Source organism: Clostridium sp. AM28-20LB, assembly GCF_003480665.1.
Classification (GTDB): domain Bacteria; phylum Bacillota; class Clostridia; order Lachnospirales; family Lachnospiraceae; genus Otoolea; species Otoolea fessa.
In genome coordinates, this window is the sequence record NZ_QUJN01000008.1 from 54,761 (window position 1) to 72,113 (window position 17,353).

At 49.4% G+C, this 17,353-nt stretch carries 18 protein-coding genes; 5 read left to right on the forward strand and 13 right to left on the reverse strand.

All coding sequences use genetic code 11. From position 1 onward, the window contains the following. The first annotated feature begins 386 nt into the window (after positions 1-386). The 5 genes from DW739_RS13135 to DW739_RS13160 all read left to right on the forward strand — a co-directional run bounded on the left by DW739_RS13135 (position 387) and on the right by DW739_RS13160 (position 5,821). Entirely contained in the window at positions 387-1,601 is a 1,215-nt protein-coding gene (locus DW739_RS13135; RefSeq protein WP_107001849.1) for an MFS transporter, read from the forward strand. Positions 1,602-1,632: 31 nt separating this feature from the next. Continuing rightward, positions 1,633-2,397: a type I 3-dehydroquinate dehydratase gene (aroD, locus tag DW739_RS13140; protein WP_333489849.1), complete on the forward strand. Its 765-nt coding sequence runs from the start codon at positions 1,633-1,635 to the stop codon at positions 2,395-2,397. 335 nt (positions 2,398-2,732) lie between these two features. After that, complete coding sequence (locus DW739_RS13150) at positions 2,733-3,353, forward strand: TRAP transporter small permease (RefSeq protein ID WP_118492817.1); 621 nt, start codon at positions 2,733-2,735, stop codon at positions 3,351-3,353. Then, positions 3,353-4,642 (forward strand): TRAP transporter large permease, encoded by a 1,290-nt coding sequence (locus DW739_RS13155; protein WP_118743197.1) that lies wholly within the window; start codon positions 3,353-3,355, stop codon positions 4,640-4,642. Before DW739_RS13150 ends, DW739_RS13155 begins: the two co-directional genes overlap by 1 nt. A gap of 132 nt (positions 4,643-4,774) precedes the next feature. Further along, positions 4,775-5,821 carry a TRAP transporter substrate-binding protein gene (locus DW739_RS13160; protein WP_118696203.1) on the forward strand — a complete coding sequence of 349 codons (1,047 nt, stop codon included), beginning with the start codon at positions 4,775-4,777 and terminating at the stop codon, positions 5,819-5,821. A gap of 172 nt (positions 5,822-5,993) precedes the next feature. Here DW739_RS13160 and DW739_RS13165 read toward each other — a convergent pair whose 3' ends face one another. From DW739_RS13165 to aroC, 13 genes are all read right to left on the reverse strand, one after another. After that, on the reverse strand, positions 5,994-6,584 hold the full coding sequence (locus DW739_RS13165) for a 50S ribosomal protein L25 (RefSeq protein WP_118492815.1): 591 nt from the start codon (positions 6,582-6,584) through the stop codon (positions 5,994-5,996). 235 nt (positions 6,585-6,819) lie between these two features. Further along, positions 6,820-7,635 carry a histidinol-phosphatase gene (locus DW739_RS13170; protein ID WP_118570137.1) on the reverse strand — a complete coding sequence of 272 codons (816 nt, stop codon included), beginning with the start codon at positions 7,633-7,635 and terminating at the stop codon, positions 6,820-6,822. Positions 7,636-7,730: 95 nt separating this feature from the next. Beyond that, entirely contained in the window at positions 7,731-8,474 is a 744-nt protein-coding gene (locus DW739_RS13175; RefSeq protein WP_118570138.1) for a YkgJ family cysteine cluster protein, read from the reverse strand. A 2-nt stretch (positions 8,475-8,476) separates the two neighbouring features. Next, on the reverse strand, positions 8,477-9,532 hold the full coding sequence (locus DW739_RS13180) for an aminotransferase class I/II-fold pyridoxal phosphate-dependent enzyme (RefSeq protein WP_118492809.1): 1,056 nt from the start codon (positions 9,530-9,532) through the stop codon (positions 8,477-8,479). Between the two features lie 75 nt (positions 9,533-9,607). After that, positions 9,608-10,453, reverse strand: coding sequence for a CPBP family intramembrane glutamic endopeptidase (locus tag DW739_RS13185; protein WP_182427996.1), 846 nt, complete (start codon positions 10,451-10,453; stop codon positions 9,608-9,610). A 61-nt stretch (positions 10,454-10,514) separates the two neighbouring features. After that, positions 10,515-11,153: an endonuclease III gene (gene nth / locus DW739_RS13190; RefSeq protein WP_118492805.1), complete on the reverse strand. Its 639-nt coding sequence runs from the start codon at positions 11,151-11,153 to the stop codon at positions 10,515-10,517. A gap of 156 nt (positions 11,154-11,309) precedes the next feature. Continuing rightward, positions 11,310-12,179, reverse strand: a complete 870-nt coding sequence (locus DW739_RS13195) for an NYN domain-containing protein (RefSeq protein WP_118492804.1) — start codon at positions 12,177-12,179, stop codon at positions 11,310-11,312. A 492-nt stretch (positions 12,180-12,671) separates the two neighbouring features. Continuing rightward, on the reverse strand, positions 12,672-13,265 hold the full coding sequence (locus DW739_RS13200; RefSeq protein ID WP_118469317.1) for a type IV toxin-antitoxin system AbiEi family antitoxin domain-containing protein: 594 nt from the start codon (positions 13,263-13,265) through the stop codon (positions 12,672-12,674). Between the two features lie 156 nt (positions 13,266-13,421). Continuing rightward, positions 13,422-13,556 (reverse strand): hypothetical protein, encoded by a 135-nt coding sequence (locus DW739_RS15310; RefSeq protein WP_255646893.1) that lies wholly within the window; start codon positions 13,554-13,556, stop codon positions 13,422-13,424. A gap of 207 nt (positions 13,557-13,763) precedes the next feature. Next, the gene (locus DW739_RS15190; protein WP_227589665.1) at positions 13,764-14,075 is read right to left on the reverse strand and encodes a hypothetical protein; all 312 of its coding nucleotides are present in this window, start codon (positions 14,073-14,075) and stop codon (positions 13,764-13,766) included. Between the two features lie 45 nt (positions 14,076-14,120). Next, entirely contained in the window at positions 14,121-15,527 is a 1,407-nt protein-coding gene (rlmD, locus tag DW739_RS13210) for a 23S rRNA (uracil(1939)-C(5))-methyltransferase RlmD (RefSeq protein ID WP_347474771.1), read from the reverse strand. A 24-nt stretch (positions 15,528-15,551) separates the two neighbouring features. After that, positions 15,552-16,142, reverse strand: a complete 591-nt coding sequence (locus DW739_RS13215) for a TIGR01440 family protein (protein WP_022358840.1) — start codon at positions 16,140-16,142, stop codon at positions 15,552-15,554. Between the two features lie 91 nt (positions 16,143-16,233). Continuing rightward, positions 16,234-17,337: a chorismate synthase gene (gene aroC, locus DW739_RS13220; RefSeq protein ID WP_118523642.1), complete on the reverse strand. Its 1,104-nt coding sequence runs from the start codon at positions 17,335-17,337 to the stop codon at positions 16,234-16,236. Positions 17,338-17,353 lie beyond the last annotated feature (16 nt).

Here is a 17,353-nt window from a genome sequence, read left to right on the forward strand (position 1 = left end):
AACTTCCATAATCGTTACTGTTCACGCATACGTGCCCAGTAACGGAATTTGCCGTGGCTTCGCATTTAAATACGGCAAATTCCTGCTGCCACCACGTTTTCTTACGGCACTTTCGGTTCCAAAAGTGCCTACCCGTGAACAGTAACCCATAATCATATTTATAACACATTAATGCTTAAAATGCATTGTTTTTTTGCTATAAAAGTATTAGACTTCGGCTATAATAATTATTAGAATAAAGGCATCAAACGTGTTATTTTTCTAACACTAAAACAGAACTTTTTATATCGGCATCTCCTTTGTGTTTGTGACAGAACATCAGCCATCATCCGCCCGGTTTCCGAAACGGCAGCACGACAGGCGGATCTTGAATTAAGGAGAAAATCATGAACAAGAAATATCTGCCAAGTGCACTTATCATGTACTTAAACTACTTTATCCATGGCGTCGGCTGTTCGATTCTCGGACAGGCAGTCATCAAGGAAGCGCTTGCCGCAGCCTGGGGCGTTGAGGCAATGGCGATCACCGCGATTTCCGCTGCTTTAGGACTCGGACGTCTGATTGCACTTCCATTTGCCGGACCACTTTCCGACAAACTGGGACGCCGCATCTCAACCGCGATCGGCAGCGCCTCCTACGCGGTTTACCTGATTGGACTTGCTTTCGCTTTCAGCGCCGGACAAAACGGCGGCTATCAAATCGCTTATGTATGTGCAATCATCGGAGGTATCTCCAATTCGTTCCTTGATACCGGTATCTATCCGGCGGTTGCCGAGATTATCAGCAGCGCTCCGGGTGTCGCTACCATGGGAATCAAATTTTTCATTGCGATCGCGCAGATGCTTCTGCCGTTCGTACTCGGTGTTGCTGTGACAACCACCGCCACCGGCATGGTATCTTACAATCCGTTATTTATCGGATGCGGTATTATTTACGCTGTTTTATTTGTACTTATTTTCCTGTTCCCGCTGCCAGATTCTGAGCAGAAGGCAGAGGGCAAATCCGAGGGACTCATCGCCAGCTTAAAACACACAAATTTTTCGTTTGAGTCCATCGCCATGATCGTGATTGGTTTCACCTGCACCGGTACCTTCCAGTTATGGTTAAACTGCGCGCAGAACTTCGCAAAAGAAAATGCAGGCTGGGCGAACCCGTCCATCATGCAGACCTACTATTCCGCAGGTACCCTGATGGCGCTCGTTGTCACCTCCCTGCTGACCCGTAAAATCAAGGATGTACGTTTCATCCTCGTTTACCCGGTTATCTGCCTCGTTACTTTGGTTGCCGTACTCATCGGTCACAGCCAGACCCTTATGATTGCAGGCGCTTTCATCATCGGCTGGGCAGGCGCGGGCGGTCTGTTACAGATTGTAACCTCCGTCTGCAACATGCTGTTCCCGAAGATCAAGGGAACCGTAACCGCACTGGTTATGATTGCTTCTTCCTTATGTAATTACACAATTTTGACTGCCGCTTCCAAAATGGCACCATCCCATGTTATGATAATGAATATCGTACTGACTGCCATCGGCGTTCTCTTGGGACTCTTTGTCAATGCCCGCTACGCGAAAATGGTGTCTCTGGCAGAAAGCGACGAATAAATATTTATTGATAAAATGAAAGGATTCTCTGATTATGAATACTATCAAAGTTAGAAATATCGAAATCGGCTCCGGCACACCGAAGATCATCGTTCCGATCGTAGGCGTTACCAAACAGGAAATCATCGACGAGGCCAAAACGTTTGATTCTATTCCGGTTGATGTGGTAGAATGGCGTGTAGACTGGTTCGAAGATGTCTTTGATTTTGAGAAGGTAGAAGACGTCTTAAAGGAACTGCGTGCCGTTCTCGGCGAGACTCCGATTCTGATGACCTTCCGTACCTCCAAAGAGGGCGGCGAGAAATCCATCGAGCCGGAGGATTACGCAAAGCTGAACATCAAGGCAGCTCAGACCGGCTATGTCGATTTCATTGACGTAGAGATCTTTACCGGCGACGCGATTGTAACCAAGATCATCGACGGCGCACATGCGGCTGGCGTGAAAGTCATCGCTTCCAACCACGACTTCCACAAGACGCCGGAGAAATCCGACATCATCTACCGCCTGCGTAAGATGCAGGATATGAATGCAGATATCCCGAAGATCGCAGTTATGCCGCAGAACAAGAAAGATGTTTTAACACTTCTCTCTGCCACTGAGGAAATGACTTCCCTCTATGCGGACCGTCCAATCATTACCATGTCGATGGCTGGCACCGGCGTTATCAGCCGTCTCTGCGGCGAGGTATTTGGTTCTTCCATGACCTTCGGCGCTGCCAAGAAAGCATCCGCACCGGGTCAGATGGGCGTAAAGGATCTGGAGACTGTACTGGGACTGCTTCACAGTGCGATGTAATATCTGGCTTATCCGGTTATTCGGTTACTGTTCACGCTAACGTGCCCAGTAACTGAATTTGCCGTGGCTTCGCATTTAAATACGGCAAATTCCAGCTGCCACTACGCTATCTTACGGCACTTTCGGTTCCAAAAGTGCCTATATTATACTTTTAGCCACCTATTTTTTTACTCCCGGAAATCCCTGTACCTGCGGGTACGGAGGGATTCTCCGCGAGACACTCAAGACCTGCTACCTCCATCGCAGGTCTATTATTGTTATCAAGCGGCACATCCGTTTTCAAACGTGCCTGCATAAACAGCAACCTATTATCCGTATTTACAAGGGGATTATTCATGAAAAAAACACTTCACTGGCTGGATGAAAACCTGGAAGAATTTCTGCTGGTTGTCATGCTGGCTGCGATGACACTCATTATGGGAATCCAGATATTTTCCCGCTACGCGCTTGGGCAGTCTCTGTCCTGGTCCGAGGAGGTTACCCGTTTTCTCTTTATCTGGAGCGGTTTTTTAAGCGTCAGCTATTGCAGCAAAAAGTGCCTGTCTATCAAGATCGAACAGTTCGTCGCTGCCTTTCCACGCAGAGGTAAGGCTCTTTTTAAGGTTGTCAACCACACCTTTGAGCTGATTTTTTTCCTCTATATGATCCCATTTGCATACTCTTACATGATGTCCGCCATTCACAGCGGACAGTTATCCCCCGCCTGCGGGATTCCGATGTACTATATTCAGGCAGCGCCGTTTGTTTCCTTTCTTCTGGTAACATTCCGCATTCTGCAGCGCTGGATCATCGAATTTAAGGTTGCCCGCGGCGAAGATGTCTACGATCCGGCCCACCCAGAGCGCAATACACCGGAATCCTTTATCCATGCAAATGCAGATATACCGGAAACGGAATCCAATGAAATCGAATCGCTCATCGAGGCAAACACACCATCTGGAAAGGAGGAACACTGATGCCTGCTGCTCTCTTATTTGTTATCTTTGTCGTGCTGCTTGTCATCGCAATCCCGGTATCGATCACGCTCGGTATCGCCTCGGTTCTCCCTTCCGTTTTTGACCCGTCCTTCACGGTCGGCGCTAAGTATCTGATCCGCGCCATGTTCGGCGGACTGGATTCTTTCCCCCTGCTCGCCGTGCCGATGTTCGTCTTATCCGGCATCATCATGGCAAAGGGCGGTATTTCCAAGAAGCTGTTCGACGTATTCGCCTTCTTTCTTGGCAATTTTACCGCCGGTATGCCGTGCGCGGTCATCGTGACCTGCCTCTTCTACGGTGCTATCTCCGGCTCTGCCCCGGCAACCGTCGCAGCTGTCGGAAGCATGACGATCCCGATTTTAAGCGCCCTCGGCTATGACCGGACTTTCTCTACCGCGATCGTGGCAGTCGCAGGCGGTCTGGGCGTTATCATTCCGCCGAGTATCCCGTTTATCATGTACGGCATGGCGTCCGGTGCCTCTGTCAGCAGCCTGTTCTTAGCCGGCGTCATTCCGGGTCTGATGATTGGTCTGCTCCTGATGCTGTATGCCATCTATCACTGCCGACGTTACGGTGAAGATAGAGAAAAAATCCACGCTGAAATCCATCTGCTGCACGAAAAAGGACTGTTCCGGGTGCTGCGCGAAAGCTTTTTCGCTCTCTTAAGCCCGGTCATCATCCTTGGCTGTATCTACAGCGGCATCGCCTCCCCCACGGAAGCAGCAGTTATCTCCGTTTTCTATGCCTTGTTTGTCAGCCTGTTCCTCTACCGGACCATGAACTTTCGGGATATCCCGCCGATTTTTGTGGAAGCGATCCGCACATTCACACCGATCCTCTTTATTCTGGCAGCTTCCACGGCATTTTCCAGAGTTCTGACCCTGATGCAGGTGCCGCAGGCGGTCAGCAGCTTTATCCTGGAACATTTCAACAGCCCGGTCATGATCCTGCTTGTCATCAACCTGTTCCTGCTTATCGTGGGAATGGTCATGGATACAACCCCGGCGATCCTGATTCTGACCCCGATCCTGCTCCCGATCGTGACAGCGATCAACATGGATCCGGTCCAGTTCGGTGTGATCATGGTTGTCAATCTGGCAATCGGCTTCGTAACCCCGCCGATCGGCGTCAACCTCTTTGTCGCCAGCTCCCTGACCGACGTCCCGATCATGGCGATCGCAAAAAAAGCGATGCCGATGATTGGATTGTTCCTGGTGGCGCTGCTGCTGATTACGTTTATACCGGCTTTGTCGCTGGGATTGTTATAATGCTGAATGGACGCTTGGAAATGTTGAAGTTCTGAAAGATTTCATATAACGACTTGCTTCACGCTTTCAGGCTGTGAATGGAATATTTCACATATGAAATGGATGTTTTTAAATTTGAAAGGATCTCCCATTATGATTTATATTTCAAACCTAGTGTCCCGCCGATGCCGGACTTCTTCCCGATTCGCTGCGGCGCTCATTTCTTCCTCGGTTCTTTTATTCGGTGCCTCGCTCGCGCTGAGCGGCTGCGCCTCCAGCAAGGAAGAACAGCGCTATTCCTGGCCACTGGCGACCGCCAGTCCGGAGGACACGGTAACGCAGCTGTTTGCCGAAAAATTTGCGGAGGAAGTACATGACTTAAGCAACGGCGCAATGCGGATTCAGGTTTACGCCAACTCCACACTCGGCGGTGACCGCGACCTGCTCGAAACGTGCGCGGACGGAGATATCCCATTTGTCGTGCAAAACACCGCCCCTCAGGTTTCTTTCATGAAGGATCTCGCCGTTTTTGACCTTCCATGCGTCTTTGATTCGCTGGATGACTGCCGCAAAAAGCTGGATGATCCGGATTTTTACAATCTCATCAGCCAGGTGTACACCGACGGCGGTTACCACCTGCTCGGCATGGCAGATCAAGGATTCCGCATCATGAGCACAAATAAACCAGTTTACTCCCTGGCAGATTTCAAAGGGCAGAAAATCCGTACCATGGAAAACAGCTATCATCTCGCATTCTGGAAAGCAATCGGCGCCAATCCGACGCCAATGACCTTCAGCGAGGTGTATATCGGTCTCCAGCAGCACACGATCGACGCGCAGGAGAACCCGTATGAGGTCATCGTCTCCAACCGTCTCTACGAACAGCAGGATTATGTGGTCGAGACGAACCACCTGCCGCATCTGATCTCCTTGATTGTCAATGACGATTTCTTCCAGAACCTGACTCCAGAAGAACAGGAAATCATGACGCAGGCAGCCAAAACCGCGACCGAGTATGCCAGAGAACAGTCCGACGCGCGCATCTTTGACCGTATCGCTACGATCGAAGCGAGCGGCACCGCGATTTTAACTCTCTCGGATGAAACGCGCGATGCCATCCGGGAGGTGGCTGGAAGCGTATATGAGAATATCCGCGAGAATATTGATCCGGAAATTTATGACGCATATATGGAGCCATAACCTCATCCTCTTTTACCGTCTGCAAAAAAAGTTCATACAAAATTCAAAAGCGGATATACCGACCATCTGGTCAGTACATCCGCCTTTTCTCATGTTTCAATCATTCCGCGAAACTTTTTATCTGCCTTGCGGACAGCATCCCGTTTCGCTTCATCCTGGCACTGCGCTTCAATTATTTAGCTTCTTCTGCGTCAGCCTCTTCATCGGTCTCCGGTACATTGTTGTGAACCGCTGTGACGGTAGCAACTACTGCCTCCAGATCGGTCAGAATATCAACGTCTTTATCTTTTGCGATCGAAAGGTCTTTGACACGAATTGTATCACCAATCTCCATCTCACCAACATCAACTTTGACTTTCTCAACCAGTGCAGCCGGTAATGCGCGGTACGATACTTCTTTCAGTACCTCCTGCAGAACGCCAGTTTCTACCTTGTCGTGGTTCTCAAAGATAATCTCAGCAACGGAATGAACCTTCTCATTGCTTACCAGCGCCTGGAAATCTATCTCTACAACCTGATTTGCCATTGCATCATAGTCAACTTCCTTGATCAGGACATCGTAGACTTCACCTTCTACATCCAGCATAATCTGTCCGCCCTTGGTCTCGGTCTTCAGCAGACGATCCACGTCTTTCTTTTCCATCTTAACAGGAATGGAGCCCTGAATCTTCTTGCCAAATACGTTGCCTGTTACATAGCCTTCTCTTCTGAGTCTCTTTGCCTTAACATCCATGCTTCTTTTTTCAGCTTTTAAAGTAGTCATTTGTCTTTTCCTCCAAAAATCTGATCTGCGCCTTCCGCACACCCTGTGTGGAAAACACATTGTGCTTAGCAGCCCTCAGCCATGGGGTTTTGTTAAGTATCTATCTCCTTGTTACGGCTCATATTATAGCAGGGTTCTCTGAAAACGATTCACTAAAAATAAAAATATTTCGGCTTTATTTTCAGCATTTTTAAGGTTGAAATTTAGAATTTGTATATTTTTCTTTCTGTCTTTTTTATACAAGAAGTATCTCCCTAAATCCGCCCCCCGGGTTCAGGGCACACACACTTTTAAATCCACACGCCACCGCCAGCTCCTGCGCCTGCTTAAACCCATATCCGATCGTGTCGGCACTGTGGCTGTCGGAGTTGATGAGGATACGTCCGCCGCAAGCACACAGCTCTTTTAACAGGGCTGCGGACGGGTACGGCGCACTCCGGTAGCCGCGGGACATGGCGCCTGTGTTGATCTCAAACGGAATCCCCAGAGCCGCCAGTTTGTGCATCGCCGTGATCGCCGGTTCCAGATAGGCGTCTTTCGTCTCATCAAAATGTTTATATCCCTCATTAAATTTTGTCAACAGGTCAAAATGTCCGATGAAATCGCATTTTGTCCGGTCATAAATCTGAGCCTCTGCCTCGAAATACTCCCGTGCAAACGCGTACCAGTCACCATGCCACAGCGTCTCGACTGCTTTTACCAGTTTCTCTTCCGTATCATCCACACAAACATACCCGCCATCCTTGATGAGCGCATGGGTCGAGCCGATCGCGTACTCTGCTTTCTGCACCGGTCCCAGTCCATCCAGCTCGATCCCGATATAGAGATTCATCTTTCCCCGGTATTCCTCCCGGAGTTCTTGAAGTTCTTCGGTATACTGGCGAAGCTTCTCGTCGTCCATCCCGAATCCCGGCTCAAACATCGAAAAATCAGCATGTCCTGAAACGCCCAAATCGGTCATTCCCATCCGGTATGCCGCCTCCACCATCTCCCGCGGCGTACTCTTTCCGTCGCAGAACGTGGTGTGGGTGTGAAAATCCGTATGAAGCATCGGTAATCTCCTTTCTTATTTCACTCTGTCAAAACGGTTCAGCCTCTTCACAGCTGCGGGCAAACATCCTTGCGGATTTGTCTTCAACAAAGGATTTATCGCAAACTCCGCTCCGCCATCTGCATCCGCTTTTCAAACTGCTCGTAAAAGTCCTTCTCTCCATCATACGGAAGCAGATAGAACAGTTTCATAATCAACAGATTGCGCCGTTTTTCGCGCTCGGCTGCCGCAGCGGCACGGTTTTTCTTCTGTATCTCCTGTTCCTCCGGCGTTCCGATGCATGATTCTGCCAAAAGGTTCTGCGCCGCCTCCGTTTCCGCCATTCTTATATCTTTTAAGAAATAATGCCACCGGCTGATATACGCCTCATACCGCTTTAAATCTGGCGTATCGATCCATTTTTTCACTTTGACTTTCGTCCGGTTTTCCTTTTTACACTCATGAATCTGGAGAAAATACTGGAAACTTCCATTTTCATAAAAGCGCCCCAGTGGAAACAGGCGGCAGATGCCCGGCCGGTATGCATGGATCCGGCAGCGCCCTGCTTCATCAAGAAACCCACAGGCTTCATCCGCCCCGCTCCGGAGCGCCAGATTCGGCAGAATCTGTCCGTCCACGACGTTCCACTCCACCTTTTTCTCCTCCAGCAGATGTTCCAGCGTGTCCCCGCGCAAGGTGGTCAGACGGTACACATCATATGGATCCAGCACGATCGAATTACCCATTCCGTGGCAGCACGCCGAACAGCCCCGGCAATCATCGCATCCGACTTTTACCATATCGTCCCGGCTGTACAGCTTTCCATCTGAAATCTCCGCCATCGTTACATTACGTTCCATCTCTACTTCTCTCTTTCTGCCTCAATCCGATCTAAAATCTCCCACAAATGTTCCAGATCCGCCTCTCTGGTCGCCCAGCTCGTCGCAAAACGGACAACGGTGTGATCCTCGTCATACCGCTCCCAGAAGCTCACGGAAACCTCTTTTTCAATCTGCTCCATCCGATCATTTTCCAAGATCACAAACTGCTGGTTGGTCGGGGACTCACGGAAAAACGTATAACCGCGCTGTTTTAACCCTTTCTTTAAAGCTGCCGCCATCTCTACCGCATGGCGTCCCAGGCGCTCGTACAGCCCGTCTGTAAACAGCACATCAAACTGGATTCCCAGCAGGCGTCCCTTTGCCAGCAGCGCGCCCTGCTGCTTGATCCGGGTAATAAAATGCGCCGGAACATTCTTCTTCTCACCAAATACAACTGCCTCTCCGCAGAATGCGCCAACCTTCGTGCCGCCGATATAAAATACATCACACAGATGCGCGATCTCCGAAAGACTCAGGTCATTTTCCTCTCCCGCCAGACCATATCCAAGACGCGCCCCGTCCAGATAGAGCGGGATTTCATACGAACGGCAGATCTCCGAGATCGCCTGCAGCTCCTTCCGGCTGTATAAGGTTCCGTATTCCGTCGGATGGGAAAGATACACCATTCCCGGAAATACCATATGATCATGGTTTGCGTCCGCCTCGAAATTTTGCAGATATTCCTGCAGATCCGCCGGATCAATCTTCCCATCTTTTTCCGGAAGCTGCAACACCTTATGCCCGGTGTACTCGATCGCCCCGGCTTCATGAATACTCACGTGCCCTGTCTGCGCTGCCACTACGCCCTCATACGGTGCAAGCATGCTACTGATCACGGCCGCATTCGTCTGGGTACCGCCCACCAGAAAATAAACCTCCGCCTCCGGGCATCCGGTCGCCTCCTGTATTTTTCTGGCGGCACTCTGGCAGTAGCGGTCCATGCCATATCCCGGCAGACTCTCCCGGTTCGTCTCCGCCAGCTTCTGAAGTATCTCCTCGCAGGCGCCCTCTGTATAATCGCTTGCAAATGAAAGCATCGTAGTATCTCCTCCTGTTCTTTCTTCGAGCAAACACAATCCTGCGTTCTCGAAATTGTTTGTATTTTTATGTCCTCACCAGTGCCAGAGAAGCCCCCGCATCAGCATCGCCGTCAAATTTGCTGCACTGTGAAATAACACAGGTTCCCACAGACGGTTCTTTTTTTCATACAACCACGCCAGTATAAGTCCCATGAGCGCCGCATAAATCCCCTGCGCCCAGTTTCCATGCACCAACCCGAAAAATGCCGCCGACCCAAGTGCCGCCCAGAAAAATGGGAGCGCCATACGCAGGCGCTCAAATATAATGCCGCGAAACAGCAGTTCTTCGGAAAGTGGGGCGGCAATGCCCATGAGAAAGAACTGCTGCCACAGGGCGCCGGAAAATAAAGCGGCGGTGCCCTCCGACGCACCTTTTCCCAGAGCTGCCGCAAGCATATCCCCCTGAGGCATTTTCAAACACAGAGACACCGCTTCAGCTGCCTGCCCAGTCATCCGAACCTTTTGCACTGCAATATGCAGCACTCCCAGGAAAATCTCCTTTTTTTCTAATGCCCAGAAAATCATGTTAAACACAGCACTGAACGCAGCTGCCCCCAGCAGGATTTTCCACACATCCGACACTTTTTCCCAGAAATATCCACATTTCTCTTCCTTTGTCGTCTTTATCTGTGGAGAGACCTGCTCTTTCATCCCGTCTGCCTCTGCTATGCGCCTGTTTTCTTTCTTTTTCTGGATCCTCCGCCAGTAAAATGGATAAATCACGGCAAATGTAAGAAACGACGACACGGTTCTTCCCACATTTCCCTCCAGATGTCCCAGCACCTCCACACATCCGCCGATTAAATCGCTGATGACGCACGGAAAAAACATCTGCCAGACGATACGCCAATCCGCTGTCTCCTGCCGTTCTTCGTCCATTTTTCTGCCTCCTGTCATCCTTTTCCTATCTGCATCTGTTTCCATGACTTTTTCAGACTTTCTACTCCACGTCTGCCTTCGCGCAGATATCCTGCAGACAGCACTTGTCACAGTACGGCTTCGTCCGCGCCGTACAGACTTCACGCCCGTGATACACCAGGCGGTGGCAGAAATCGCTGCCTTCCTCCGGTGGAATCAGCTTCCAGAGTGCCATTTCCACGCGCTTCGGGTCCTTGATTCCTTCCACCAGCCCTATCCGGTTTACCAGGCGGATGCAGTGCGTATCCGTGACAATCGCCGGTTTTCCAAACACATCCCCCATAATGAGGTTGGCGCTCTTTCTGCCGACTCCCGGAAGCTTTAACAGAGCGTTAAAATCATCCGGCACATGCCCGCCGTACTCGTCGCGCAGCATCTTCATACAGGCGCTGATGTCCCGCGCCTTGCTGTGTCCCAGACCGCACGGCTTCACAATCGCCTCGATGTCTTCCACCGGGGCATCCGCCAATGCCGCCACATTTGGATATTTCTCAAACAATCCCTTAACTACCACATTGACACGCGCATCGGTACACTGCGCCGCCAGACGGACACTGACCAGCAGCTTCCACGCCTGATTGTAGTCCAGCGTACAACCCGCATCCGGATATTCTTTTTTCAGGCGGTCAATTACCTCTAATGCAAGCTCTTCCTTTGTCATATTCCTGTCTCTCCTATCTGCTATCCTTCACTTTTCAATTTACAGTCTGTCTTTGTAACAGCTGACACAACACTACAACCACTGCTGCATTCTTCCAGCCTCATACGAATCACCGCCGCTTCTGCAACTTTTTATTCTCATACGAACCGTATATGCTTACTCTTCTTCCGCGTCCGCATCCTTCTTCCGTTTTCCGCCGCGCCGTACCTTGGAAAGTACCGGCTTTTCTTCTTTCTGCTTCACGCGCACATAGATGATCGACAGAATCTTATTGTGCGGATTGCGCGCTGACCGAACCTCAACGGAATCAAACCGCTCGATAAACTGCTTTAACTTCGTGCATTTATAATTTCGCGGGTCAAATCCCGGCACACGCTTTGGAAGATTGTCTCCCAGCTCCGATAAATCCACCCAGCCATCGTCGTCCGCATGCGTGTTGATGATTGAGATGATCTCTTTCTCCATCTCCTGCATGTTCGGAATATTGCTGACTGCATTCGGATCGCTTTCTTTCTCTGCTTCTTTTCTGGAACCATCCACATCACTCTCCTTGCGCGTCTGCGGCAGGGACGGATTCTGCGACGGATTTTCATCGTTTAATAAAATATCCAGGAATTTAAATGTCTCACACGCCGAAACAAATGCATTCGGCGTCTTGCGCTCTCCCATGCCGATCACCGTCATGCCTGACTCACGCAGGCGCAGCACCAGCTTCGTAAAATCACTGTCCGAGGTGACGATACAGAAGCCATCCACATTGCCCGAATATAAAATATCCATCGCATCGATGATCAGCGCCGAATCGGAGGCATTTTTCCCCTGCGTATAATTGTACTGGAAAACCGGCGTGATCGCATAGTCGCGCAGGTTCTTCATCCACGCCCGCACGCTCGGCGTCTGAAAATCGCCGTAAAGGCGCTTGTATGTCGCACTTCCATAATTGCTGACCTCATCTAAAATCAGCTTGATATACTTGCCGGACACATTTTCCGCATCGATCAGTACGGCTATTTTTTTGTCATCCATCTCCTGTTTCCTTTCTCAAATACCGCTCAAAATATTCTCTGCCGCTTTCATCAGGGCGCACTTTCCTTTGAAATAAAAAGGCATCGGAACTTTCGCACGGTCGCATGATCGTGACTCTGAAAGCCTCCGGTGCCGGAATTTCTCATTTTCACACCGCCGAAACGGTCGTGATCGACAGCCGATACAGCTTATCTATAAGTGTATCACGTTCATGAGAAATCAGCAAATATTCTTTTTATTGTATTATGGTTTCACTGCATATCCGTCGTTCTCTTACATCACTGTCAAAATCAACAACAGGGTAGAACTCTCACGAATCCTACTCCAAAATTACTAACATAAAGCCAGCTACGGCTTAAACCATAGCTTAATGTCAAAGAGGAAAAAACAAACTCTTGAATATTAAAATTCTTCAACAAAAATCCTCTAAGACAATAGATATTTCACTATCTCTTAGAGGATATTTCTTCAAAACTTGTTCCGCTGTATGAATCATATCATTACCTCCACATACATCATCACTTCATCCCTTACTCCAAGTTTAACCGCATACTCAATCAATCTTGAAAGATTCTTTTCCTTCGAGGACATATATTCCTTGATTGCTGTCTGATATAACTGAATTTCATATTTCTTTCGATCTTTAATCAAATCACAAATACATCTTTCCTTGTCATACACTTTAACCAAATTACCGCTGCTTGACGGGATTTCACAGGTCCCCATATCAAGAATCTCTGGGTTTGCGTAACGAACTTTTTTGTTTTTCTTTTTGATATGTGTTGCATTATATCCGGTAGGAACAGTGAAACAAATATGACTGTATTCTCTGTCGATAAGACCATGCAAATAAAGGGCGGTCTCGCCCGAATAAATAATATTCTTATTTCGTTGCTGGAGTACAAACAACTCATCTGGCCACACATTATCTAAAATATAAATGCCATGTGCCACTTTTTCCATATCATGCTCTCTGACGTATTTTGAGACAGATGGCTTTGATACACCTGATTCAACGGCCTTCGATGTAATCAAATATCCATTGTCTTTTTCAATTAGCGATTCCAAAATATCTGATATTGACATAGTTGTCCTCCTTATCCTTGATATTTGCTTTTGTGCTTAAATTATATTATATTTAAGCGTAAAAGTAAATTCAATCCTTATATGCTTGCAGAAGTAAAAGATAACGCAGCCGAATAATTTCACAAAAAAGCGACAGTCTGATTTACATTTTGTATTTCAGGAAACTGCCGCTTCTTTTTCTTCCTTATTCTGTTTTTCTTCCTCCAACTCTCGGAGGACTTCATCGCCGTACTTATCAATCATCCGTACCAGAAAATCAATGCACCGTTCAAATTCAATATTCTGTTGCATAAGCTCCTCCCGTCATTGTTTTGATCTGAGCTTATTTTACAGAACCTACCGGAAAACCACATTGAATAGAAATTGATTGTAAATTGACACAATCACTTTAAAAATATCCGCATTTTCTTTAATCAAATATATGTTCGTGTTATGATAGATATACTCAATCTTAACTAGCTATGACGGAAAAACCAGCCTTCCAAAACTTAGAAAAGATCACTTGCTATAGAATTGTAATTTGCTTCTTCTTTGACCCCTTATAAACACAAAAGCTGAACAAACAGGATTTTTCGTCCTACTTGGCAGATTATAGTTCTCTCCTACTTCGATTCCACATTTCCTTTTGATTTGAGAAATATATAAATTTGAAACCTTCAAGCCAAATTCTTTCAGCACATAATCTTTGATTTCCTGATAGGTCGCTTTCGGCTCTGCACTGGTTGCATCCAGCTCGTTCAGGTCTAAATCGATCTCTATCGTGTCATCTGGTTTTTGCGCGAGCAACGAGGCAAGCCGAGATGCTTGCATCTCGATTTGCCGACTGCCGCGTTCATCGAGACAAGTACTCTTGTCTCAATGTTGGGACAAAAGAGCTACCGTCTCCACATGCCCGCTCATCCCGAACATATCACAGCATCTCACGCGCTCCACCGCGTATCCTCTTTCATTCAGATACTTCACATCGCGCGCCAATGTGGCGGAATCGCAGCTGACATAGACTACCCGCTTTGGCTGCATCCGGACGATCGTGTCGAGGCAGACGCTGTCACAGCCTTTGCGCGGCGGATCGACGACGATGACATCGGCATAGACCTGATTTTTTTCATACTCCCTTGGAAGTACCTCTTCAGCTTTTCCGACGAAAAACTCGACATTTTCCATGCCATTTAATGCCGCGTTCCGGCGGGCATCCTCGATCGCCGGAGGGACGATCTCTACACCGTACACTTTCTTCGCTTTCTGCGCCAGAAACAGGGAAATGGTTCCGATTCCGCAGTACAGATCCCATACAGTCTCCCCACCGGTCAGCCCCGCGTATTCCAGCGCCGTTCCATAGAGTTTTTCCGTCTGCACCGGATTGACCTGATAGAAAGAAAGCGGCGAAATCTGGTACGATACATTTCCGATTTTATCTGTGATATAGCCTGGTCCGTATAAGTTTACAAGCTCCGCACCAAGAATCACGTTTGTTTTTTCCTGATTGATGTTGTAGGAAATACTGGTCATGCCAGGGACTTCTTTTAAGCGTTCCACAAAAATATCCGCATGCGGCAGCTTCTTTCCATTGATGACGAGACAGACCATCAGCTCGCCGTTTGAAAATCCCTTCCGAATCAATGCATGGCGAATCAGACCCTTGTGCGTCTCCTCGTCATATGGCGCAATCTGGTATTCTTCCATGATTTTCTTGATAATATCCAGAATTACCGCATTTTCTTCGACACCCAGCAGGCAGTCTTCCGCTTCCACAATATGGTGGGTGCGTCCCGCGTAAAATCCGGCAATGATTCTTCCATCCTTATCGCGTCCAAACGGAAACTGTGCCTTGTTGCGGTAGCGCCACGGGTGCTCCATCCCCAGGATCGGCTCCATCACGATGGTTTTATCCACAATCACACTATCCGCCCGCTCCGGCAGCCGCAGGTTCTCCATCCCGCCGATCCGGCGCAGGTTATTGTAGACCTTGCGCTCCTTAAAATGAAGCTGCGCCTCATAACTCATCATCTGAAGCTGGCAGCCGCCGCACTGTCTTGCGACCGGGCATTCCGGCATCACGCGGTCTTTGGATGCTTCCAGCACCTCCATCAGACGGGCAAAGCCGTAATTTTTCTTCATTTTCATCGCCCGCGCCCGGATCCGATCCCCGATCACGGCATCTTTTACAAACCAGATATAGCCGTCCTGCTTTCCGATCCCGGCTCCGTCCTCGCTCATATCTTCGATTGTCAGTTCAAATTCATCATTTTTCCTGATTTCCACGTTTTTTTTTACTCCTCATTTTCTTTATTTCGCATCCAGATAATGCGCCCGCTCTCCGCCAATATATTTCAGCCTCGTTCTCGCACACGTCACATGGGCGCCGCCGATCGCACGGATCGAGGTCCGCACCGGAACTGCAACCGGGCGCAGGTGCATACCGATGAAAGTGTCTCCGATATCGATGCCCGCGTGTGCCTGAATCCGCTCTACGGCTGTCGGATGTTCAAATCCCGCATAGGCTGCCGTTGCAAAGGAACCGCCTGCTTTTAGCTGCGGCACGACGTTTACCATCTCCAGACCATATTTTTCCGCCGCTTCTTCTTCCACAATCAGCGCCCGGTTCAGATGTTCACAGCACTGTGCCGCCAGATAAAGCCCCTGCGACTTGGTGACTGCATACAGCTCCTCAAACACCGCTTTTCCGATCTCGGCGCTGGAATAGGAACCGATCTTATGCGATGCAATCTCGCTGGACGAGCATCCGACCACCAAAATCTGTCCCGGCTTCATGTTTGCCGCACTGAGAAGTTCCTCTGCGGCAATCCGTACCTCCTGGCGCAGCTCCTCTAACTGTCCTGCTGTCTCTATTTCTTTTGAAATTCCTGTTGCACTCATCCTGCTGCCTCCTGATTTAATGCCAGAAAAAGCCGCGGACCAAACAGGCTGAGCCCGCCGCAGCTTTTCCAAAATTTTTATTTACATTCCCTTACTTCCGGTAAAACTCCTGAATCCGATCCAGCCTCGCCGTCATGCCGCCCAGCAGCATATCCGCCGCCGCAAATGCCGCCATCGTCTCAACCACGACAACCGCTCTCGGCACAATGATCGGATCATGGCGTCCCTTGATGCTGATGCCGATCTCCTCGCCGCTCTTATTGACGGTTCTCTGCTCTGCGGCAATCGACGGGGTCGGTTTAAATGCCGCACGGAACACAACTTCGCTTCCATCCGTCATACCGCCTAAAATGCCACCTGCATGGTTCGTCGCCTTGCCGATGCTTCCATCCGAATCCATGACAAATGCGTCGTTGTTCTCGCTTCCTGCCATCTGCGCCGCATGGAAACCCTCTCCGATCTCGAAGCCTTTAACAGCACCGATCGAGCAGATTGCCTTTGCCAGGTTCGCATTAAATTTATCAAAAACCGGTTCACCAAGCCCTGCCGGAAGACCGGCAATCACGCATTCCACGATACCGCCAGCAGAATCTTTCTCCGCCATCTTCCTTTCCAGATACTGCTCTGCCTCTGCGGCTGCGGCAGCATCCGGCATATACAGCTTATTCTTTTCACATTCCGCCAGATCAAACCGATCCGGCGCCACTTCCACCGGTCCGATCGCTTTCGTGTATGCTTTTACCTGAATGTTCAAGGATTCCAGCAACTTTGCCGCGATAGCGCCTGCTGCCACGCGTCCGATCGTCTCGCGTCCCGAAGAACGTCCGCCGCCCCGGTAATCCCGGAAACCGTATTTTTCATCGAAGGTATAATCCGCATGTCCGGGACGGTAATAACTGGCGATCTCACTGTAATCCTTCGAATGCTGATCCTGGTTCCGCACCAGCATCGAGATCGGCGTGCCCGTCGTCCGCCCTTCAAAAACGCCTGACAGGATCTCCACCGTATCGCTCTCGCTGCGCTTCGTCGTAAAACGGCTCTGCCCCGGTTTGCGGCGGTCCAGATAACGCTGAACATCTTCCTCACAAAGCGCAAGCCCCGCCGGACAGCCATCTACGACCACGCCCACGCCTGCGCCGTGGGATTCGCCCCACGTTGTCATTGTCAGTATTTTTCCGTATGTTGATCCTGCCATTCTCGCTATTAACTCC